Below are 21,530 nucleotides of genomic sequence, written 5' to 3'. Positions count from 1 at the left end.
GATTCTCTTTCACAAAGATGGACGCCTCGAAAAACCTCTGGTGCGTAGCGGCCTGAACTGATTCAATGGCTTTCGCGATGGGCGGAGGCGGCGATGGTAGGACAGCCTGGTTTCTTTGATCTTTCGGACCGGTACGATGCGCTGAGCGCGGCGGGAGATCCGCTGGAGCGTTTGTCGGGCGTTGTAGATTTCGAGGTTTTCCGTGGGCCGCTGATTGCAGCGCTCCGGCGCAGTGTTCGCGGCAAGGGCGGGCGCCCGCCCTTCGATCCGGTGCTGATGTTCAAGATTTTGGTTCTTCAGGCGCTGTACTCGCTGTCCGACGAAGCCACCGAGTTCCAGATCAAGGACCGCCTTTCATTCCAGCGGTTTCTGGGGCTCGGCCTTGAGGGCACCGTGCCGGATGCGACCACCGTTTGGCTTTTCCGCGAACGCCTGGTGCAGGCCAAGGCGATCGACAAACTCTTTGCACGCTTTGACGGTGCGCTGAAGGACCGGGGCTATCTCGCCATGGGTGGGCAGATCGTCGATGCCACCGTGGTTCCGGCGCCCAAGCAGCGTAATACCGAGGCGGAGAAGGCAGCAATCAAGGAAGGCCGAGTGCCCGAGGACTGGAAGCCGGCCAAGGCGCGGCAAAAGGATCGCGATGCGCGCTGGTCGATCAAGTACAGCAAAGCCAAAGTCCGCGAGGGTGCCGACCCGAAGGCCGCGAAGCCTGTTGATCTCGCCATCCCGATGTTCGGCTACAAGAATCATATCGGCATCGACAAGGCCCACGGCCTGATCCGCACTTGGGGTGCCAGCGCCGCCAACGCCCATGATGGGGCGCGGCTGCCAGACCTGATCAGCAAGGGCAACACCGGCTCGGGCGTCTGGGCGGATACCGCCTACCGGTCAAAGAAGAACGAAGCGTTCCTCGCCGCCCGCATGTTCAAAAGCCATATCCATCAGCGGCGAAAACCGCGACGCTCACTTCCCGAGCGGACCGCCAAGGCCAACACCCGGCGATCCAAAATCCGCGCTCACGTCGAGCATGTGTTCGCTGGCCAAAAACATCGCATGGGGCTGGTCGTGCGCACCATCGGTATCGCCCGCGCCACCATCAAGATCGGCATGGCCAACCTCGTCTATAATTTCCAGCGCCTCGCCTGGCTTGAGGGGCGTATTGTGCCCGCTTGAAGGGCAATACCCCCAAAGAAAAGGGCACGAGCAAACATCACGCAGGCAAGAATGGCCGAAAATCAGGCATCAACGCCCCCGCGTGATCCTCAATCCCGCAAGCAGGCCAAATCTCATGGTTCTTCGAGGTGTCCAGATTATTTCGGAAATTCTCTGCGCAAAAATGCATAGCGCCCGCATACGAAATGGGCGGCCCATCGGACCGCCCCCCCCTATCATAAAAGACTGATTTATCGTGTTGCGGCGCTGGTCTGACCCTGGGCCGCATTTTCGATCTGCTGGCCATTCATGGTCGAAATCAGGCTCTTGCCATTGCCGCTGGCGGCAAAGTTGCTGGCGGGCAGATTGACGTCGGTATTGCGCGCCCGCATCACCACGCTCTGAACGCGGCCGCGGCTGTCGGCAACCACCTGACGCACCTTGCCCAAACGCGATCCGTCGGGGGCGGTGATGGTCATGCCGGGCTTGACGCTGGCCATGCCCGCAACGCTGCTGGCCGCGCTACCGGCCAGCGCCAGATTGCTGTTGCCCAGCGAACCTGCCGTGGCCAACGAGCCATTGGCGGTGCCGCTCACGCCGCTGGCCGCGCCATTGACGCGGTTGGCCGCGCTGTTGGCCAAACCGTTGGCGCGATTGGCGGTGCTGGTCGCCACGCCCTTGGCACGGTCTGCGGTGTTGGTGGCCACCGTGTTCGCGCGGTTCGTTGCGCTGGTGGCAACGCCTTCGACGCGGTTCTTGGTGCTGTTGGCGAAACCATTGGCGCGGGTGGCCGCATCCGACGCGGTAGAACGGGCATTATTCACCGTTGTCGCGCCCTGCGAAGCGACCGAACGGGCGGCGCTGCCGACCTGGTTGGTGCCGATCAATTGCGCATTGGCGCTGCCCGAACCCGTGGCCGAACCGCTGGCCGAGAGCGCGCCGTCAACGGTGCGCGAACCGGTCATCGAAGTGGCCGCCGTGGCCGTCGGGGCAAGGTCGGCCGCGCCGCTGCCGGTCACGCTGCGGGTTGCATTCACGTTGCCGGTGCGGGTGTTGACATTCTGGCTGCCGGTGGTGCTGGCCGAACCGCGCGCGGTGCTGCGGGCGGTGCTTTCCACATCGGCTGTGGCCGAACCGATGCTGCCCATCGATCCAAAGCCGCCGCCCATCGAACCGGCGCCACCAATTGCGCCGCCCAAACCGCCGCCAATGGCCCCGCCGCCAAGACCACCACCACCCAGCAATTGTGCGTGGGCCGGGGCCGAAGCCAGAGCAAGAGCGATAGCAACGAAGGTCATGCTGGAAATGCGGGTCATGTCGTGTCTCCTAAATTTGAACATCTGGAACCACGTTTTGGGTTCTGATTGGGAAACGACTGTGCTGAGGTTTTTCATCCATAAAAAAATGCACTTTTTAAAAAAATTCCCGCAAGAAAGGGGCGAGCCTCTCTTGCGGGAACCAACCACCTGAAACGCGGCCAAAAAGCTGGCGGCATTAATCAGGCGGCATAACGGGTCAGGATGATTTCAACCCGGCGATTGGCCGCGCGACCCGAAACCGTGGCGTTGGAGGCGATCGGTTCAGTCTTGCCGAATCCCTGAACATGCATCCGCGCGCCATTGACACTGCGGTCGGCCAGATAATCGGCCACCGCATCGGCGCGGCGTTCCGACAGGCGCTGGTTATAGGTAAACGAACCGATGGCATCGGTGTGCCCGTTTACATCCACATAGGTTGCCGGATATTTGGCCAGCGTGCGCGACACCGTATTCAACACGCCATAGAAGCGCGGCTGGATATTAAATTTGTTGAACGAGAAGGTCACATCGCTGGGCATTTCCAGGATGATCTGATTGTTGCGCTTGATCACCTCGACCCCAGTGCCGCGCAGGTCATTTTGCAGCACGACATATTGGCGGTCGATATAGGCCGGAACAGCGGCATAGGTGATGGGGGCGATGCCGGCATTGACGATGGCCACGCGGCGCACCGCAACATTGGGGATGGCCGGGACCACGTTGGGCACGGCCACCACGGTGCTGACCCGACTGACCGTGGGAACGGCGACCGAGGGGGCCTCCAGCGTCTGGCCCACCGAAGCGGTGGCGCCGACCGAGCGGGTCACGCCGTCCACCGCGCCATTGACGCCCAGCCCGCCGCCAATCGCCCCGCCCAACAATTGGGCGTTGGCAGGCGCGGTCAGAGCCAGCGTCATAGCGATGGTGGCGGCCATGTTGAAAGTCTTGATCATCGTCTGTCTCCTTCATCTGCGCCAGCCTTTGCGAAAGAGAGCGTGGCGACTGGCTTATGATGAGGAAACGATGGGGGCTGCGGTTTTCTTCCCTGACGCCTTCGGGATTTTTCAAATGCCCTTGCGGCAAAGGTTGCAGACAATCCCGCGCCCGGTCCGTCCGCCCCGCGCCACCGCCTCTCGGTCCAGCGCGGCCAGAGGCGCCCCCTTGCCCTGATAAGCGGCCAGACGCGCGGCGACGAGCGGCGCGGCAAAGCTGGTGCCGCGCAAAGTGTGGGCGCGACCATCAAGGCCAATCGCGCTCATATCCGCGCCGGGGGCGGCATAATCTAGATGGCTGGCCCGCCCGGCCTCGAACAGCACGCGCCCTTTGCCGTCGACGCCAGTAACGGCCACCACGTCTTTATACGATGCCGGATAGGACAAGGGCGATGCCGCGCCATCATTGCCAACGGCCGCCACGACAAACATGCCCTTCGCCTGCGCCGCGGCAACGGCGCGGGCCAGCAAGGGGTTGCTGGGGCCGACAAGGCTGATCGACACCACGCCCACACGCTGCGACGCCATCCAGCCCAGCGCCTTGGCAATGGCCAGAGCATTGCCGCCCGCCGGGTCCGCGCCATAGACATCGGCGGCATAAAGTTTGGCCACCCCCGCCCCGGCCAGCAAGGAAGCGATCGATTGGGCGTGATCATTGGGACGCGGCGCGCCGGTGGCAAATCCCGCCTGCGCCGACAATCGCGGACCGGGTTTGACGCCGCCGTCGATCACCCCCACCGCCCCGCCAACGGGCAATGCATTGGGCGCAGGCGCTGCGGCCCCGGTCGATGCCCTGCCGCTGGGGAAATGGATCTGGTCCGCCGTCACCGTCTTTTGCGGCAACAGCTTTTGCAGCGCGCGCGTCGCATCGGGCAGGCTTTGACCCGCCGGTGTTTCCAACCGCGCAAACCCCACGCCCAATCCGCCCAGATCGCCCTGCTCCATCAAGCGATAACCCGCGCCCAGCGCCAATGTCAGCGCCGCCGGATCGGGATCGAGCAACAGCAATTCATGCGCACGGGCGGGCGCTCCATTGGCGTCCATCGCCACCACATCGCGATTACGCCGCACAAATTGCGTCAACCGGTCCAGCCGCAGATCAGCCAGTGCGCCCAGATCCTGAAGCGGGCGCTGCACAGCGCCGGCCGCATCGTCCAATGTGCCGCGCAGCCGCTCCACCGCGCCGCCCAGCCCGCCCCCAACATTGGGTACGCCCAGTTGCGCCAGCACCGGCCCCGCCGCCCCGATCAGCAGCAGCGCGATGATCCCATTCCTGAACAGCCGCTGTCGCACTCTCTTGCCCTTTGCCAAAAAAAAACGCACCTACGCGGAAGAAACGAGCGTGGTCATCCGTTTCATCCATGACAAGGTACAAATCATTGCCAACGGCTCAATTCAGCGAAGGACTGGTCAGGCTTTTGCCGCAGATGCGGCGGTTTGCCCGCGGTTTGACGCGTGACGGCGCCGATGGCGATGATCTGTGCCAGATGACAATCGAACGCGCGCTCAAATCCTCGCATCTGTGGGCCGAGGGCACGCGTCTGGATTCATGGGTGTATCGGATCATGCGCAACATATGGATCGACGAGGCCCGCGCCCGAAACCGCGCCAGCCAGACCTTTGCCCCCGAAGAGGACGGCGAACATGTCGGCATGCCCGGCGATGCGGGGATCGAGGCCCATGTCGAATTGGGCAATGTCGATCGCGCCATGGCCGCCCTGCCCGATGAACAGCGCGAGGCGGTGATGCTCGTTCTGGTCGAAGGGTTTGCGTATAAAGAGGCGGCCGAGATCATTGGATGCCCGATGGGCACGCTGACTTCGCGATTGGCGCGGGGAAGAGAAGCGCTGATGCGCGCGCTGGGAGAGGTATCATGAGCGTGAGCCGCGAAGAGATCATGGCCTATGTCGATGGCGAGCTGGATGAATCCACTCGCGCCCGCATCACCATGGCCGCGCTGGCCGACCTCGATCTGGCCGACCAGATCGCCAGGGAGCGGGCGCTGCGTGAAAAGCTTCAGGGCCATTTTGCGCCTGTGATCAAGGAACCCGTGCCCGCCGCGTGGGAGGCCCAGATCCGCGCCGCAACCCCGCCCGCGCCGGTCATCGACCTTGCCGCCGTGCGCCGCCAAAAGGCCGAGGAAGCCAAAGCCGCCGCCAAGCCCAAAGTGCCTTTGATGCAGCAAAAGTGGTTTGGCGGGGCGATTGCCGCCGCGCTGGTGCTGGGTCTGGTGGGTGGCGGTCGATTGATGCGCGCTGAAGGGCCGATTACCGATCGCAATGGCACGTTGATGGCCTCGGGCGATCTGGCCCATGCGCTCGACACGCAATTGGCATCGGCGCAGGATGGCGCGGCAACGCGCATGATCGCCACGTTCCGCAATGGCGATGGCAACCTGTGCCGCGCCTTTTCGGGCGCATCGACATCGGGCATCGCCTGTCATGGCGAGGATGGCTGGCGTTTACAGCATGTCATGCCCGGCACCTCGGCCCAGACCAGCGCCTATCGACAGGCGGGGTCGGGCGATGGCGAACTGATGGCTCTGGCGCAGGGCATGGCCAAGGGTGATCCTTTGGACCCGGCACAGGAAGCACAGGCCAAGGCCAAGGGCTGGCGCTGAACCGGTCCGGGGTAACCGGCGTTGCTGCATGGATGATGGCAACCGGTGAAAATTGAGGTTGCTATCACGCCGCATCCGGCACTACCCTTGCCATGACAACAGTAACAGAAAAGACGTCACAGGCGGGGGCAACAATCGTCTCTGTGGCAAAGGCAGAGGACAGTCGTGACCACCATCAAGCATGTGGCCGAACGCGCAGGCGTTTCGATCAAGACCGTTTCGCGCGTGCTGAACGAAGAGCCCCATGTGCGCGCCGAGGTGAAGGAGCGTGTGCGTGCGGCGGCGGCGGAACTGGATTACAAACCCAATCGCGCGGCCAGCCGCCTTGCCGGAGGGCGCTCTTTCCTGATCGCCCATCTGTATGACAATCCCAACCCCAGCTATATTTCCGCGCTGCATATTGGCGCGGCGCGGCGGTGCCGGGAACTGGGCTATCATCTGGTGGTCGAACCGGTAAACAGCCAGGACAAGGATCTGCTGGGTCTGGTCCGGCGGCTGTTTGCCACGATTGCCCCCGATGGCATTTTGCTCAGCCCGCCTCTGTCGGAAAACACCGAATTTGTGGAAAGCGTGCGGAAACTGGGCGGGCGGATCGCGCTGATTTCGGCCACGCATGGCGATGAATTCACCCATATTTCCACCGACGAACGCGGGGCCAGCAAGGCGATCATGGCGCATCTGCTGGGTCTGGGCCATCGCCGCATCGGCTTTGTGCGCGGCCACCCGCAACATTTTGGCGCAACATTGCGTTATGACGGCTATTGCCAATCTCTGGCCGAAGCGGGTTTGGCGTTGGAGCCTGAGCTGGTGGCGCAGGGCTATTTCGACCTGCAATCGGGGCTGGAGGCGACGCGGGCTCTGCTCTCCCTGCCCCAACGTCCGACGGCGATCTTTGCCTCGAACGATGAAATGGCGGTGGGCGCATTGATGGCGGCGCGCGAATTCGGGCTGGATGTGCCGGGCGACATTTCCATCGTCGGCTTTGACGATACGCCGATCAGCCGCCTGATCTCGCCCGCGCTGACCACCGTGCGCCAACCGTTGGAAGCCATCGGCGCCGCCGGGGTCGAGGCCATTGTCTCGCCCGATCAGGCGCCAATCGATTATCTGGATTTCGAGGTGATCCTGCGCAATTCCTGTGCGCCGCCCAAGGGGTAAGTTTGCCTCCGGCGGGCAAAGGGACTGGCCCCTTTGCAATCCCGTTACTGTCGATGTTGCGCGATAGGTTCGGCCTTGGGTGTCGGACGCGATGATTGAAATATTAAGCCTGCGGCGCTGATCAGCGTAAGTTCGCCGCGCCGCAGGCTTTCAAAACATGGCGATAAACGCAGCGTAGCCATAAATGCGCCACCCCATAACGGGATTGCAAAGGGCCCCCGCCCTTTACCCGCCGGAGGCACCTTAGCCCTTCATCGCGGATTCAATCTCCGTCGCGCTACGCGGAATGTCGGCCGACAGGCGTTCCGCGCCGGTCGGCGTGACCAGATAGAGATCCTCGATCCGGATGCCGTAATTGGCCGATTGGACATAAAGGCCCGGCTCAATCGTGATGACCGCGCCGGCGGGAATGGGGCGTGAATAATCGCCCGCGTCATGCACATCCAGCCCGACATAATGGCCCAGCCCGTGATAGAAATCATCGATCCGCCCCGCCTTGCGGAACACATCCCTGGCCGCCTCGGTCAATTCATGCAGAGTCACGCCCGCCTTCAGCCTTGACGCCGCCACGCCCTGCGCCTCCAGCACAAGGTCATAGGTGGCGCGCTGTTCGCGGGTAAAGCGCCCCGATGCGGGCAAGGTGCGCGTGATGTCCGACGTATAGGTGCCCACACTGGCCGCCGCATCGATCAGCACCAGATCGCCCTCGCCAATCGCCCCCAAGGCGCGCGTGTAATGCAGCGAGGCCGCATTGCGCCCCGCCCCGACGATGGAATTATACGAAATGCCATCGCCCCCGGCGCTGCGAAACGCAGCCTCCACCAGATCACGCAGCGCCCGCTCGCTCATCCCCGGTTTCAATCCACGCATCGCGGCCAGATGACCCGCCCGCGTCGCCTGCGTCGCCTTGCGGATGAGGGCCAGTTCACGCGGTTCCTTCACCGTGCGCAAAGCAGGCAGCAGCGCCGAATTGTCGCGAATGCTGCACCCCGGCACGCGGGCGGATATTTTGCCATAGAGTTCGAGCGCAGGCGGGACCGGCGCCTCGGCCGACACCACCGGGCCAAGGAAGTGCAAAACCTTCGACCTTTCCGCCAGCCCCGTCACCAACGCGCCCAACGACCCGGTGCGCAACACGCGGGCAAAGCCGGTGCGTCGCTCGATCTCCGCGCCCAGCGGCAGGCGTTCGACATCCCAACGCTCGACCTCCGGATTGCGTGAAGGCAGCAGCAGGAATTCGCGAAAATGCGGTTCCGCCGGGGCCAGCACCAGCACCGCGCCGGGTTCATCGACAATTCCCGTCAACCACGCAAAATCGCCATCCTGTTGAAACGGAGCCGCGACATTGGCCTCGCCCCCTTCGCCCTGCGCGCCCCAGATGACGGCGATGCCTTCCTTCAATTGCGCCATCAAAGCGGCACGGCGGGCGGCATAGACATCGGGCGTGAAAGGATAGGTGGCGATCGGCGTCGCATGGCCTGCGGGCGGAAACGCCTGCGCTTTGGCCAAGGGCACGGCGGCCATCGTGGCCAGCGCAGAGGTCAACAGGCGGCGGCGGTGCATGGGTCTTGCCTTTCGATGCGGGGGGCCTCATTCGTAACCCGCGATCCTTCGATATGGCAACACCCGGCTTGATCGCGGAAAGACAAGGCTTTGATGACGAACCCCACGCCCCTTGCCCTTGGCGCCATCATGGCGGATCGGTCCGCGACATCGCAACCCTTGCTGGCGCAGGTGGTTGCGCAATGGGGCGGGCGTCTGCGCATCGCGGGCGTGATCGAGGAACCACCTGCCAATGGCCAGGATTGCTCCCCCGGCACATTGGTCAGCATTGGCGATGGCGCGCGTTTCCCGCTGGGTCAGGATCTGGGGTGTGAGGCCGAGGGCTGCACGCTCGATTCCGGCGCGCTGGTGTCGGCGGCGGCATGGATGGAACAACGCCTGTCCCAACCCTGCGACCTGCTGATCCTGAGCAAATTCGGCAAGATGGAGGCCGAGGCGGGCAGCGGGCTGCTATCCTGTCTGCTGGCGGCGCTTGATCGCGGCGTGCCGGTGCTGCTCACCATCTCGCCCCGGTTTGTCGAGGCTTGGGCCGAATTTGCCGGTCCCTACGCGCAAACCCTGCCGCCCGACATGGCGGCGGTGGAGCAATGGCTGGCGGCGATTACACCACCTGTTGCGACAGAGCCTGCATCGCCGCCGCCGCAATAGAAAAGCTGCGCCGCCGCGCCGCCTGATCGAACATCTGTCCGGCCACGATGATCTCGTCGGCCCCGGTGCGCGCGATCAGGCGGGAGAGCATCGCCTCCACATCGCCCTGTGTGCCGATGGCGGTGCAGGCCATGACATTGTCCAGCATCGCGCGATGGGGGGCGGGCAGGTTTTCATAATAGCCCTCCACCGGCGGCTTGACCAACCCGCCGCCCTGTCCCGTGCGCAGCGCGACAAAGCCCTGCTGCATCGTCGTGGCCAGAAAGCGCGCTTCCTCCACCGTGTCGGCGGCGAACACGTTGCAGGCCACCATCACATGCGGCCGGTCCAGCACGGCCGAGGGGCGGAACAGGCGGCGATAGGTCGCCACCGCTTCATCCAGCATCGCAGGCGCGAAATGCGAGGCAAAGCCATAGGGCAGGCCCAGCGCCGCGGCCAGTTGCGCGCCATAGGTGCTGGAGCCCAGCACCCACATTTCGGGCTTTGCCCCCGCGCCCGGCACGGCGGGAAAGCCCAGCCGCGAATCCCCGGCGAAATAGGCCTGCAATTCCATCACCTGCTGCGGGAAAGCTTCCGGATCTCCGTGGCGCAAGGCCATCGCCACCCGCCCGTCCGCCCCCGGCGCCCGGCCCAGCGCCAGATCAATCCGCCCCGGATAGAGTGCATCCAGCGTGCCAAATTGTTCGGCAATCTGAAGCGGGGCATGGTTGGGCAACATGATCCCGCCCGATCCCAACCGGATGCGCGACGTATCCTTGCCCACATGGGCCAGAACGACCGAGGTCGCCGCCCCGCCGATGCCGGGCATGCCATGGTGTTCGGCCACCCAATAGCGAGCAAACCCTTCGCTCTCGGCATGGGTGGCCAGAGCCGCCGCATGGGCATAGGCCTGCGTCAGAGTGCCGCCCTCCAGAACAGGGACAAGATCGAGGACGGACAGGGGGATGGAATGGCTCATAGGGCGCATGTGGGCATGACCATGCTGCGTCGCAAGAAGCGCTCTAATTTTGCGTACGCTTCGTGGCAATAACGGCAATAGACGTCAACGCCCCAAAGGACTAGCCCCATGCTGCACTGCACAGGGGCAGGCACAACCAAACATCGGGAATTCGCAAAACATGCGCCGCATCGGGGCAAACCATCTGGGACGCGTGGGGCTGGCCGCCAGCCTTTTGGCGATCATCGCGACCGGCGCGCTGCATTCGCAACCGACCAAACCCGCCCCGCGCCCCTTTGACGGCAAGGCCGCCGAGGCCATGGTCGAGGATTTCTGCGCGTCATGCCACAATGACATTGACGAGGCCGGATCGCTCTCCTTCGACGATCTGAAAGGCACCGACATTGCCCAGGGCAAGAATGCCGAAGTGTGGGAAGCGATCCTGCGCAAGGTGGTGCAGGATGAAATGCCGCCCCACACCAAACGCCAGCCGACGCCAGAGATGCGCGCCGGTTTCGTGCGATGGATGGCGGGCGGGCGCGATGCCTTCGCCGCCGCGCATCCCGATCCGGGCCGCGCCACATTGCGCCGGTTGAACCGGGTGGAATATGCCGCCGCCGTGCGCGATCTGCTGGCTCTGAACGTCGATGTGTCGCGCGAATTGCCGCAGGATAATTCGGGCTACGGCTTTGACAATATTGCCGACGTGCTTTCCGTTTCGCCCACATTGGTCGAACGTTATGTCGCGGTGGGGGGCAAGGTGGCGCGTCTGGCCACGGGCCTCGACCGCCCGCGCGCCTCGGTGGCCAGCTATATCGTGCCCAAGGACGGCTCGATCATGAATTCGGGCCGCCCGGCCTATAATGAACGGATGAGCGAGGATCTGCCCCCGGCATCACGCGGCGGCGGGATCATGAATTTCTATGCCCGCGCGGGGGGCGATTATGATGTGGTGGGCTGGCTCAACGCCAACACCAACAATGAAAGCGATCGCCTGACGCAGGACCGGGTCAGCGCGCGGGTGAAATTGAGCGCAGGCGCCCATCGCATCGGCATGGCGTTCCGCCGCGACGTAGCGCCCGATGAAAGCGTGCAGTTCCTGCGCAACAATTTGGACGAAGTGCCTATGCCGGTGAACAAGCCGGTGATGCTGCCTCTGGACGTGTTGGTCGATGGGCGGCGGGCGGCAACGTTGATGGTGCCGTCCTATCGCCTGTCCGACCGCTATGCCCAGCAGAATTTCCCCCGCGATGTGATGGAAATCGACGTTGCCGGTCCCGCCAGCATCACCGGCACGCAGGACACGCCCAGCCGCCGCCGCATCTTCACCTGTCACCCCACCGCCACCACGCAGGAAGAAGCCTGCGCCCGCCAGATTCTGGGCAGCCTTGCCCGCCGCGCCTATCGCCGCCCGGTCGGGCCGGAGGATATGACGCCCCTCCTCCACGCCTATGCCAGCGAGCGCGCCGCAAGCGGCCAGTTCGAACGCGGGATCGAGGCGGGGGTCGCCGCCCTGCTCGTCTCCCCCCACTTCCTGTTTCAGGCCGAGAGCGATCCGGCAGGCGCCGCGCCGGGCAGTGTCCACCCCGTCACCGACCGCGATCTGGCCACGCGCCTCTCGCTGTTTCTGTGGAGCAGCCTGCCCGACGAGACCTTATTGCGCCTTGCCGAAACGCACCAGTTGCATCGCCCGGAAATCCTGACCGCACAAACCACCCGCATGCTCAACGATCCGCGCGCCATGGCCTTGACCCGGCATTTCGCGGGCCAATGGCTCTATCTGCGCAATCTGGATCAACAGCGGCCCGACACCGACCTGTTCCCGCAATTCGACACCCGCCTGCGCAGCGCCATGGCCGCCGAAACCGAGATGTTCTTTGCCCATCTGGTCAAAACCAACGGCAGCCTGCTCGATTTCCTGTCTTCCGATTACACGTTCCTCAACCAACGCCTTGCCGAACATTACGGCATTCCCAATGTGCGCGGCACGGCCATGCGCAAGGTGGCGCTGGATCCGCGATGGGGCCGGGGCGGATTGCTGGGACAGGCCAGCATCCTGACCGTCACCTCCTATGGCAATCATACCAGCGTGGTGAAACGCGGCAAATGGGTGCTGGAAAACCTGCTGGCCTCGCCGCCGCCCCCGCCGCCGCCCGACGTGCCCGCGCTCAAGGCCACGCATGACGGCAAATTGCTGTCCGCGCGTGAACAATTGGAACTGCACCGCGCCGATCCGGCCTGTGCGGCATGCCATGTACGGATGGACCCGATCGGTTTCTCGATGGAGAATTTCGACGCCGTTGGCGCCCATCGAACCATCGACGCGGGGCAAATGATCGACGCCAGCGCCGTCCTGCCCGATGGCACGCGCTTTGCGGGCCTGCCGGGGCTGCGCAACATTCTGTTGGCGCGCAAGGGACAGTTCACACAGGCCTTTACCGAAAAGCTGATGACCTATGCGCTGGGTCGCGGGGTGATTGCGGGCGACCGGCCCCAGATCCGCGCCATCGCCCGCATGGCCGAGGCCGACAATTTCCGCATCCGCACCGTCATTCGCGGTATCGTCCTGTCTGATGCCTTCCGTCTGCGCAAAACACCGGCCAGCGCGGCGCAGATGACCATGAACAAGACCAAAGGGAACCTCCAGCCATGATGATCCCGCGCCCTGCCATGTCCCGCCGGACCCTGCTGCGTGGGGCGGGCGCCGCCATGGCCCTGCCCTTTATGGAGGCGATGGCCCCATCGGCGCGCGCCGCCGACAAGATGGCCCGCCCGCGCCGGTTGATCGTATTTTACACCCCCAATGGCATGATGATGGATCAATTCCGCCCCGCCACCACGGGGATGGATTATGCGCTGTCGCCAACCCTCGCCCCGCTGGAAAAGTTCAAGAGCCGGATGAGCGTCATCACCGGCCTTGGCCATCCCCAGGCCGCCGCGATGGGCGATCTGTCGGCGGGCCACGGGCGGTCGTGCCCCGCGTTCCTGACCGGCACCCATGTGCGCCAGACCGAGGGCACCGACATCCGCTGCGCCATGTCGATGGATCAGGCCTATGCGCGCCATCTGGGCGATGCGACCGCGCTGCCCTCGATCGAGGCGGGGATCGATCAACCGAGCCTGCTGGGCAGTTGCGACATTGGCTATAGCTGCGCCTATACCAACGGCCTGTCATGGATGAGCCCGACGGTGCCTTTGCCCGTGGCGGCCAATCCGGCGGAAATTTTCGAGCGCATGTTTGGCGATGGCGACGCGATGGATGCCGCCGCCCAAGCTGCGCGCCTGCGCCGTCAGGCCAGCCTGCTCGATTTCGTGCGGGAGGATGCAGCGCGTTTGAACCGGCAACTGGGGATGGAGGACCGGCGCAAGCTGGACGAATATCTGACCGCCACGCGCGACATCGAGCGCCGTATTCAGCGCGCCGCCAAAACCCCCATGACCGAGGCCGGGATCGAACGCCCCGCCGGTATTCCCGACAGTTTCGACGAACATGTCCGCCTGATGCTCGACCTTCAGGTGTTGGCGCTGCAAGCCGACATCACCCGCGTCGCCACATTCATGGCGGGGCGCGAGATCAGCAACCGCACCTATCCCGAAATTGGCGTGGCCGATTCCCACCATATGCTCAGCCATCATGGACAAATGGCGGAAAAGAAGGCGAAGCTGGCCCAGATCAACCAGTTCCACATGACCTATTTCGCCCATCTTCTGGAAAAGCTCGACGGGGTGAAGGATGGTGACGCCAGCCTGCTGGACACTTCTTTCGTGCTGCGCGGGTCGGCCTTTGGCGATCCCAATGACCACGATTTTCTCGATCTGCCGATTGTCGTGGCGGGCGGGCTTGTGCGCCATGTCGGCCATGCGCGGGTGGAAAAGGGCACGACCATGTCAAACCTGCTGCTGACCGGGCTACAGGCGGTGGGGATGCCCATCGATAAATTCGGTGACAGCACCGGGGCGTTGAAGGAATTGTCCCTTGCGTAAGTTGGCCTTTGCCGCGCTGCTTCTGGCCCAACCGGCGCAGGCGCAGGACATTGCCGAAGCCATCAGGCTGGGCGACGAGCGCGGGGTTTCGGCCGCTCTGGCCCAGGCCAATCGACCGCTGGCCTATGGCGAAACGCCGTTGATGATGGCCGTATCGCATCAGGATGCCGTCGCAGTACGCGCGCTGATCCGGGCCAAGGCCAAGGTCAATGCCGTCGATCAGGATGGGGTGGGCGCGCTATGGCTGGCCTGCGAATTAGGGGATGCGGCGATCATTGGCGCGCTGCTGGACGCCGGGGCCGATCCGCGTCTGGCGCGTAGCGATGGGGCAACGCCTTTGCATGTCTGCGCCCGTTTTGCGCCACCATCGGTGGTCGAACGCATGGCGCATGGTCCCGTCGATCTGCGCGACAACCGGGGGCAGACGCCGCTGATGTGGGCGGCATCATCCGGGCGGGTCGAAACGGTGATGGCGCTGTTAAAGGCCGGGGCATCAGTGCAGGCGGCGTCACAGGGCGGGTTCACGCCTTTGCTCTTTGCGGTCAAATCCGGGTCGGTGGCGGCGGTTTCGGCGCTGATGTCCGCCGGGGCGGATGGGGCGATACGCGGGCCGGAAAACACCAGCGCGGCGCAACTGGCCGCCTATCAGGGGCGCTGGGATGTTCTGCGCTTTCTGGTCGAACGGGGCGGCGTGGATCTGATCGAGCGCGACCGTGAAGGCTGGCAATTGCTGCACCGGGCCGCCGCCGGGGGCGATGTCGGTCTGATCCGCCTGTTGGTGGCCAAGGGCGCGCCGGTCGAGGGTCTGTCTGGCCAATCGCGCATCACATGGGTGACCGAGGCCAATTTCGGAGTCGCCCCGCCCCCGGTGCCCCCCAAAACGCCGATCCTGATGGCCGCCGAAGCCGGACAGGCCGAGGCGATGAAGGCCTTGGTCGCGGCAGGGGCAAGGATCGATTTTGCCGCCGCCGATGGTGAAAACCTGATGATCGCGGCGGCGCGCAGTCAAAAGCTGGCCGCGTTGGAGGTCGCTTTATCCGCGCTCAACAAGCCCGACCTGGCTGATGCCAAGGGCAATAGCGCGCTCCACGTTCTGGCGGGCAGCAGGCCCGCGGCGGATCTGGCGATGATGTTTGCGGCCATGGCCAAGGCGGGCGCACGGGCCGATCTGGCCAATGGGCGCGGCGCGACGCCTGCGAAAATTGCCGAGCACAGCCCCACCCCGGTCCGCACCGCGTTCGAGGCGGCCTTCCCTCAGCCCTCGGCGCAGGCGGGGCAGGCTTCGCCCTCAACATAAAGCGGCGAGGCGCGCTCGGCCTCGCCCACCGGCGCGCCGCAGGCCGCGCAGGACACATGGCTGCCCAAGGCAAGGCCATGGGCCAGTGTCACGCGTTCGTCGAAAACGAAACATTCGCCCTGCCACAGGCTTTCTTCGGCGGGCACTTTTTCAAGGTAATTGAGAATGCCGCCCTTGAGGTGATAGACCTGCTCCACCCCTTCGCTTTTCAGGAAAGCGGTGGATTTTTCGCAGCGGATGCCCCCGGTGCAGAACATGGCGACCTTGGGCTGCTTGCCCTGTCCGAGCAATTCGTCGCGGTGATTGCGGAACCATTCGGGAAATTCGCGGAAAGAACGCGTGTCGGGGTCGATAGCGCGCTGGAATGTGCCCGCCACCACCTCGTAATTGTTGCGCGTGTCGATTACGATGGTTTCCGGGTCCGCGATCAACGCGTTCCAGTCCTGCGGCTCGACATAGGTGCCCACGATGGACAGCGGATCGACGCCCGGCACGCCCATGGTGACAATCTCGCGCTTCATGCGCACCTTCATCCGGCCAAAGGGCATGGCGACGGCATGGGAATATTTGACCTCCAGCCCTTCGCAGCCCGGAATGGCGCAGATATGGGCGATGACGGCGGCGATGCCTTCCTCGCTGCCCGCAATCGTGCCATTGATCCCCTCGCCCGCCAGCAAGAGCGTGCCCTTGATCCCCTTCTCCTCGCAAAGCGCCAGCAAAGGCTCGCGCAGGGCAACAGGATCGGCAAAGGGCGTAAAGTGATAAAGTGCGGCAACTTGGATCATGGGGGCGGCCCATAGCGCGTTTTGACGCATCACGTAAAGCTGGGCTGGCCCTCTTGCGCCTTGCCTGCTAGGCGGCGCGGATGCTGAACATTTCCGATGTCACCGTGCGCCTTGGTGGCCGCACCATTATTGACCGCGCCAGCGCCGCCCTGCCCACGGGCGCGCGGGTTGGTCTTGTGGGCCGCAATGGCGCGGGCAAATCGACGCTGGTCAAGGCCATCATCGGCGAAATCGAGCCCGACGACGGCAGCATCGACATGCCCCGCCGCGCCCGCCTTGGCTATATCGCGCAGGAGGCCCCCGCGGGCACCGCGACGCCGTTTGAAACCGTGCTGGCCGCCGATACCGAACGCGCCGCGCTGTTGGAGGAGGCCGAGACTTCGACCGATCCCGACCGTTTGGGCGATGTGCATGACCGGTTGATCGCGATTGACGCCTATACGGGTCCTGCGCGTGCGGCGCGGATCCTGCTGGGCCTTGGCTTTACCGAGGAAATGCAGGCGCGGCCTCTCGATTCCTATTCGGGCGGGTGGAAGATGCGCGTGGCGCTGGCCTCGCTGCTGTTCTCGCAGCCTGACGTGCTGCTGCTTGACGAACCCTCGAACCACCTCGATCTTGAAGCGACGCTGTGGCTGGAGAATTTCCTGCGCGCCTATCCGGGCACGCTGCTGATCATCAGCCATGAACGCGATTTGCTTAACAATGTGGTCGATACGATCCTGCACCTTCAGGGCGGCAAGCTGACGCTCTACGCGGGCGGATACGATTCGTTCGAGCGCCAGCGCGCCGAACGCGCAGCGCAAGCCGCCGCCGCCAAGGCCGCGCAGGACGCCCAGCGCGCCAAGCTGGAAGATTACGTCCGCCGCAATTCCGCCCGCGCCAGCACCGCCAAGCAGGCCCAGTCGCGCGCCAAGATGCTGGCCCGGATGCAGCCCGTGCTGGGCATGATCGAGGATCCCTCGCTCTCGTTCAACTTCCCCGATCCGGCCGAACTGCGCCCGCCGCTCATCACGCTGGACCGCGCGGCGGTGGGCTATGGCGACACGCCGATCCTGCGCCGCCTCAACCTGCGCATCGACCCGGATGACCGCATCGCTCTGCTGGGCCGCAACGGCAACGGCAAGACCACGCTGGCGCGCCTTTTGGCCGGGCAATTGCCCGCGATGGAGGGCGAGATGGTCACGGCGGGCAAGCTCAACATCGGCTATTTCACCCAGTATCAGGTCGAAGAACTGGCCGGGGGCGACACGCCGCTGGTGCATATGGCCCGCGCCATGCAGGGCAAGCCCGAAAGCGCCGTGCGCGCCCAGCTTGGCCGCTTCGGCTTTTCCGGCCCCAAGGCGACCACTTCGGTCAGCCAGCTTTCGGGCGGTGAGCGTGCGCGTCTGGCGCTGGCGCTGGTGACGCGCGATGCGCCGCATCTGCTGATCCTCGACGAACCGACCAACCACCTTGACGTCGATGCGCGCGAAGCCTTGGTGCAGGCTTTGAATGACTACCAAGGCGCGGTGATCCTCATCAGCCACGACCGCCATATGGTCGAGATGACCGCCGACCGCCTCGTCCTTGTCGATGGCGGGGCCGCCGAGCCCTATGACGGCAGCATCGAGGATTACATCGACTTCATCCTCGGCCGGAACCAGCCCAAGGCGGCGCCCGCCGAGGGCACCACCAAACCCGCCCCCTCCGCCGCGGTCAAGGCCAACAACCTGGCCTGGGCCGAGGTCAAGGAATTACAGAAAAAGGTCGCCAAGGCCGAAAAGGACATGGCCAAGGTTCAGGACCGCATCGCCGAAGTCGACGTGGCCCTGTCCGATCCGGCCAAGGCGGCGGTTGCACTCAAAGGCATGAATGTCGGCAAGTTGGGCCAGATGCGCGAAAAGCTGGAGGCCGAATTGGCCGACGCGGAGGCGCATTGGATGACGTTGGTGGAGAAGCTGGAGGGGTGAGTTTGGCCGGGGGCGTTTTGCCTCCGGCGGGTTTTGAGAAATGCCTCCGGCGGGCAAAGGGCGGGGCCCTTTGCAATCCCGTTACTGTCGGCGTGGAGCTATCAGTTCGGCGTGGCGGGTGATCTCGGCGTAGCAGCAATTGAAAGCCGCTGCGCGGCGAGGGCATGTTGGCTGGCGACGCTCAGTAAGTTTCGTCGCGTTTGTGATATGGCCTCAGTCGCCCGATGCGCCGGGCTGTACTATGGGGCAGCCTAGTCTCAAAATGCCGGAGTTCATTGGCGGCATAAGCATTACCCATATTCGCACCTTGCCTCAGCCAATGACGATAGCCACGCATGTCCCTACTGTTGAAACAATGCACAGCAAGGTGTTGAGCGGCTCGAGCATTTCCCAGCTTGAAGGCTCGATAATAAAGTCCGGCTGACGAAAAGCTGTCGGCCTGCGAACCCAATTTTCCCGGCCATTTGTCAGTTTCACAAAACCAATTGGCAAGATCAATCATTGCTTCAGTGTAGCCTTGCAGTGCCAAGTGCCACATTATGTGCACCCAAAGGCCCGGTTTGTGCTCCTCACGAATTCTCAGCGCCTTGATATACAATCGGTCTGCGCGATCATCTACGTGGCTTGTCATATCATCGTCCGTGCCACATGCGCGGAAAGCCTGCAACAACATGGCATCCGGAACAGCAAGTTTCCTCCCGCGAAGCGGCTTAACTGTTCTTCACAACGCGGCCCTTAAACCCTCCACCTTCGTCAACCCGCAACGCGAACATTATCGGGATTGCAAAGGGCCCCCGCCCTTTGCCCGCCGGAGGCATAAAACCCCAAAACAAAAACAGGGCGAGGAAAGCCGAAACTTCCCTCGCCCCACCTCGCACTTCATACCGGGCGGAGCATAAACCCCACCCCTTAACTCACCGCGTCGCCTTGGCGTCGGCGGCGGTCACCTTGTCCTTGTACTTGTTGCCGAAATTGGTGCGGACATAGTTGACCACATCGGCAACCTGCTGGTCGCTCATCATCTTGCCGACGGCGGGCATGCCGTTCTTGCCGTGCAGGACGATGTAGAGCGGGTAGCCGGCCGAGGCGAGGTTCTTGTTGGCGGCCAGCGCGGGGTACATGCCCGCTGCCTTGGCGCCCTTGGCGTCGGGCATGTGGCATCCGGCACAGACGCGCTTGTACATGGCTTCGCCGGTCGGTTCATTGAATTTGAACAGGCTGGTGAAGGCACCATCGGCATCGCCCGAGCCCTTTTCGCCGGGCTTGGCGATCAGCGTGGTGGGCGATGCGTCGCCGCGCTGGGCATAGGCGGGTGCGCTCAGGCCAAGGCCGAGAGCGATGAGCGGAAAGAGGATCTTCTTCATGGATTTCACCCTGCCACAACACGTTGATGCAGACGCCCGATAGCGTCGAGCGAGGAGGTCAGCGCGCCTTCCTGCCATGCGGGGATGAACGAGGCATGCTCGCCCGCCAGCAGGATGCGGCCATCGATCTGGCACAGGTTGTCGTAGTGTTCCTTGCGCGCTTCGGGGCTCCAGTTGCCAAAGCACCCTTGCGTCCATGGCACCCGGTGCCAGCCCACGGCCACGCCGTTGAGGAACTCGTCCTTGTACTGCGGGTGGATTTTCGAACCCCATTCCACCGCACGGGCCACGCGCTCGGCGGGCGGCAACGAGGTGAATTCATAGGCATAGGCGCCAAACGTGTAACCGCCCAGCAGGGTCGCGGGCCCCGTCGAGCCATAGCGCGAGGAGGGATACGAAATCTGTGTGATCGGCAGGTCGGTATAGGAAATGCCGCCAAAGATATGATCGTCCTGCTCCCAGAAACGACGCTTGAATTCCAGACCCACCTTGAAACCGGCCTCATAGGGCACGGCGCGGATGGCATTGGCCATGGCATCGCCCACATTCATGTCGATCTGCGACAGGATCGAGAGCGGAATGGTGCAAAGGCAATAGTCGGCGCTGGCGGTGCCGCGCTGGCCGGTCTTGGTGTCCTCGAACGTGGCGGTGACGCCCTTGGCGTCCTGCTTGATGGCCACGACCTTGCTGTTATAGCGCACGAACTGGCCCACATGCTTTTCAAAGCCCTTGGCCACATTGTCCATGCCGCCCACGGGCTGGAAGATCGCGCTTTGGCGTTCGATGCCAAAACCTGCCGACAGGCCGGTCCACAGGTGCGATTGCAGCACGGTCGAAAGCGTCATCGGTTCTGACGCTTCGGGATAGGCCGAAAGGCCGCCGCCCGGATTCTTGGCCCAGCCGCGACGATCCGAGCTTTCCGGCCCCTTCACATAGCGCAGATTCTTGTCCAGCGAGCCCCAGTCGCGCAAAGCTTCGAGCAGGATTTCGGCGTCTTCCTTGGTCACTTCATCCGAAAGCGCCTGCTTGTTCACGGCCTTGGCCAGCAGTTCGCTGGTGTGGCCCATAAAGTCGGCCTGAATTTCGCGATAACGCTGCGGCTTGCCACCAAACGCCTTGGTGTTGTGCAGCAGGGCGTTGGTGTTGACCTGCATGAACGGTTCGAGCGCAACGCCCAATTCGTTACAATAAGAGATCATGCCCTTGTGGTCATAGGGCAGACGCCACGGACCCGGATTGATATAGTTGCCCGGCGCAAAGCCGACATTCTGCGTCGCGCCGCCCAGCTCGGTAAAGCTGTCGCCGCCGCGCAGCGTCCAGCTGCGACCGCCCACGCGATTGTTATATTCCAGCACCTGAACCTTGTAACCAGCGCGGCTGAGTTCCAGCGCGGCCACCAGACCGGCCACACCGGCGCCCAGAATGAGCACCGAGGCGCCCTTGACGTCGCCGTCAAGCTTGGGCTTGCCTTTAAAGGTTGTCGCATGCACCTGATTAAGGCTGGCCATGGCCATATACATGGCCGAGGCGCCAGCGGTCTTGCCGATCATGGCCAGCAAGTCACGCTTGGTCATATTGGTCATTCTTCCGGTTCCTGTTCGCATGAGCAACAAGGGTGCGACCAAGGTGCAATCCGCACACCCTCTGCCGCAACATACTCCCTGCCACTCCATAATGATTGTCAGGGCCTCAGGGCAATTGAGGATTCCTAACAAAGCTCGGGGGCTGGATTGGGAAATCGGCGCTATTGACCGGTTTGTTGATACGCCAATGTGCTTAT

At 63.7% G+C, this 21,530-nt stretch carries 18 protein-coding genes; 9 read left to right on the top strand and 9 right to left on the bottom strand.

The features are described 5' to 3' along the window. Positions 1–93 precede the first annotated feature (93 nt). A complete protein-coding gene (locus AC2S2E_RS07090; protein ID WP_486523476.1) occupies positions 94–1,176 on the top strand; it encodes an IS5 family transposase in 1,083 nt (360 codons plus the stop codon). Positions 1,177–1,406: 230 nt separating this feature from the next. Here the strand turns inward: AC2S2E_RS07090 and AC2S2E_RS07085 are convergent, their stop codons facing one another. The 3 genes from AC2S2E_RS07085 to AC2S2E_RS07075 all read right to left on the bottom strand — a co-directional run bounded on the left by AC2S2E_RS07085 (position 1,407) and on the right by AC2S2E_RS07075 (position 4,738). Further along, positions 1,407–2,471, bottom strand: a complete 1,065-nt coding sequence (locus AC2S2E_RS07085; protein ID WP_476101419.1) for a hypothetical protein — start codon at positions 2,469–2,471, stop codon at positions 1,407–1,409. Between the two features lie 182 nt (positions 2,472–2,653). Continuing rightward, positions 2,654–3,406 (bottom strand): YiaD family glycine zipper/OmpA-like lipoprotein, encoded by a 753-nt coding sequence (locus AC2S2E_RS07080; protein ID WP_486524270.1) that lies wholly within the window; start codon positions 3,404–3,406, stop codon positions 2,654–2,656. 111 nt (positions 3,407–3,517) lie between these two features. After that, positions 3,518–4,738 (bottom strand): S8 family serine peptidase, encoded by a 1,221-nt coding sequence (locus tag AC2S2E_RS07075; protein ID WP_486524269.1) that lies wholly within the window; start codon positions 4,736–4,738, stop codon positions 3,518–3,520. 134 nt (positions 4,739–4,872) lie between these two features. On the opposite strand from AC2S2E_RS07075, the gene AC2S2E_RS07070 reads away from it, so the two are divergent. The 3 genes from AC2S2E_RS07070 (at position 4,873) to AC2S2E_RS07060 (ending at position 7,223) form a co-directional block, all read left to right on the top strand. Next, entirely contained in the window at positions 4,873–5,322 is a 450-nt protein-coding gene (locus AC2S2E_RS07070; protein WP_476101413.1) for an RNA polymerase sigma factor, read from the top strand. Next, a complete protein-coding gene (locus tag AC2S2E_RS07065; RefSeq protein ID WP_486524268.1) occupies positions 5,319–6,065 on the top strand; it encodes an anti-sigma factor family protein in 747 nt (248 codons plus the stop codon). The genes AC2S2E_RS07070 and AC2S2E_RS07065 overlap by 4 nt, the downstream gene beginning before the upstream one ends. A 165-nt stretch (positions 6,066–6,230) precedes the next feature. After that, positions 6,231–7,223: a LacI family DNA-binding transcriptional regulator gene (locus AC2S2E_RS07060; RefSeq protein ID WP_486524266.1), complete on the top strand. Its 993-nt coding sequence runs from the start codon at positions 6,231–6,233 to the stop codon at positions 7,221–7,223. Between the two features lie 243 nt (positions 7,224–7,466). Here the strand turns inward: AC2S2E_RS07060 and AC2S2E_RS07055 are convergent, their stop codons facing one another. Then, complete coding sequence (locus AC2S2E_RS07055) at positions 7,467–8,786, bottom strand: aminopeptidase P N-terminal domain-containing protein (RefSeq protein ID WP_486524265.1); 1,320 nt, start codon at positions 8,784–8,786, stop codon at positions 7,467–7,469. Between the two features lie 93 nt (positions 8,787–8,879). Here AC2S2E_RS07055 and AC2S2E_RS07050 point away from each other — a divergent pair, with 93 nt between their 5' ends. Then, positions 8,880–9,434 (top strand): DUF2478 domain-containing protein, encoded by a 555-nt coding sequence (locus AC2S2E_RS07050; protein ID WP_486524264.1) that lies wholly within the window; start codon positions 8,880–8,882, stop codon positions 9,432–9,434. Here the strand turns inward: AC2S2E_RS07050 and AC2S2E_RS07045 are convergent. After that, positions 9,388–10,392, bottom strand: a complete 1,005-nt coding sequence (locus AC2S2E_RS07045) for an LLM class flavin-dependent oxidoreductase (RefSeq protein ID WP_486524263.1) — start codon at positions 10,390–10,392, stop codon at positions 9,388–9,390. The two genes, AC2S2E_RS07050 and AC2S2E_RS07045, sit on opposite strands and share 47 nt — an antisense overlap. 160 nt (positions 10,393–10,552) lie before the next feature. Between AC2S2E_RS07045 and AC2S2E_RS07040 the strand changes: the two genes are divergently transcribed. The 3 genes from AC2S2E_RS07040 to AC2S2E_RS07030 are packed head-to-tail and all read left to right on the top strand — an operon-like array spanning position 10,553 to position 15,652. Continuing rightward, on the top strand, positions 10,553–13,024 hold the full coding sequence (locus AC2S2E_RS07040) for a DUF1592 domain-containing protein (RefSeq protein ID WP_486524262.1): 2,472 nt from the start codon (positions 10,553–10,555) through the stop codon (positions 13,022–13,024). Between the two features lie 17 nt (positions 13,025–13,041). After that, positions 13,042–14,355, top strand: coding sequence for a DUF1552 domain-containing protein (locus tag AC2S2E_RS07035; protein WP_486524260.1), 1,314 nt, complete (start codon positions 13,042–13,044; stop codon positions 14,353–14,355). Beyond that, a complete protein-coding gene (locus AC2S2E_RS07030; RefSeq protein ID WP_486524259.1) occupies positions 14,348–15,652 on the top strand; it encodes an ankyrin repeat domain-containing protein in 1,305 nt (434 codons plus the stop codon). The genes AC2S2E_RS07035 and AC2S2E_RS07030 overlap by 8 nt, the downstream gene beginning before the upstream one ends. Here the strand turns inward: AC2S2E_RS07030 and trhO are convergent. Beyond that, complete coding sequence (trhO, locus tag AC2S2E_RS07025) at positions 15,610–16,437, bottom strand: oxygen-dependent tRNA uridine(34) hydroxylase TrhO (protein WP_486524258.1); 828 nt, start codon at positions 16,435–16,437, stop codon at positions 15,610–15,612. The genes AC2S2E_RS07030 and trhO overlap by 43 nt on opposite strands. 80 nt (positions 16,438–16,517) lie before the next feature. On the opposite strand from trhO, the gene AC2S2E_RS07020 reads away from it, so the two are divergent. Continuing rightward, on the top strand, positions 16,518–18,386 hold the full coding sequence (locus AC2S2E_RS07020) for an ABC-F family ATP-binding cassette domain-containing protein (protein WP_486524257.1): 1,869 nt from the start codon (positions 16,518–16,520) through the stop codon (positions 18,384–18,386). 181 nt (positions 18,387–18,567) lie between these two features. On the opposite strand, the gene AC2S2E_RS07015 is transcribed toward AC2S2E_RS07020, so the two are convergent. The 3 genes from AC2S2E_RS07015 to AC2S2E_RS07005 all read right to left on the bottom strand — a co-directional run bounded on the left by AC2S2E_RS07015 (position 18,568) and on the right by AC2S2E_RS07005 (position 21,333). Beyond that, positions 18,568–19,059: a hypothetical protein gene (locus tag AC2S2E_RS07015; protein WP_486524256.1), complete on the bottom strand. Its 492-nt coding sequence runs from the start codon at positions 19,057–19,059 to the stop codon at positions 18,568–18,570. A 241-nt stretch (positions 19,060–19,300) separates the two neighbouring features. Continuing rightward, a complete protein-coding gene (locus AC2S2E_RS07010) occupies positions 19,301–19,750 on the bottom strand; it encodes a c-type cytochrome (RefSeq protein ID WP_476101387.1) in 450 nt (149 codons plus the stop codon). 5 nt (positions 19,751–19,755) lie between these two features. After that, positions 19,756–21,333, bottom strand: coding sequence for a flavin monoamine oxidase family protein (locus AC2S2E_RS07005; RefSeq protein ID WP_476101385.1), 1,578 nt, complete (start codon positions 21,331–21,333; stop codon positions 19,756–19,758). Positions 21,334–21,530: the final 197 nt, after the last annotated feature.

This window comes from Novosphingobium sp. 550D (genome assembly GCF_057401885.1).
This window is presented reverse-complemented; position numbering and strand designations above follow the sequence as displayed.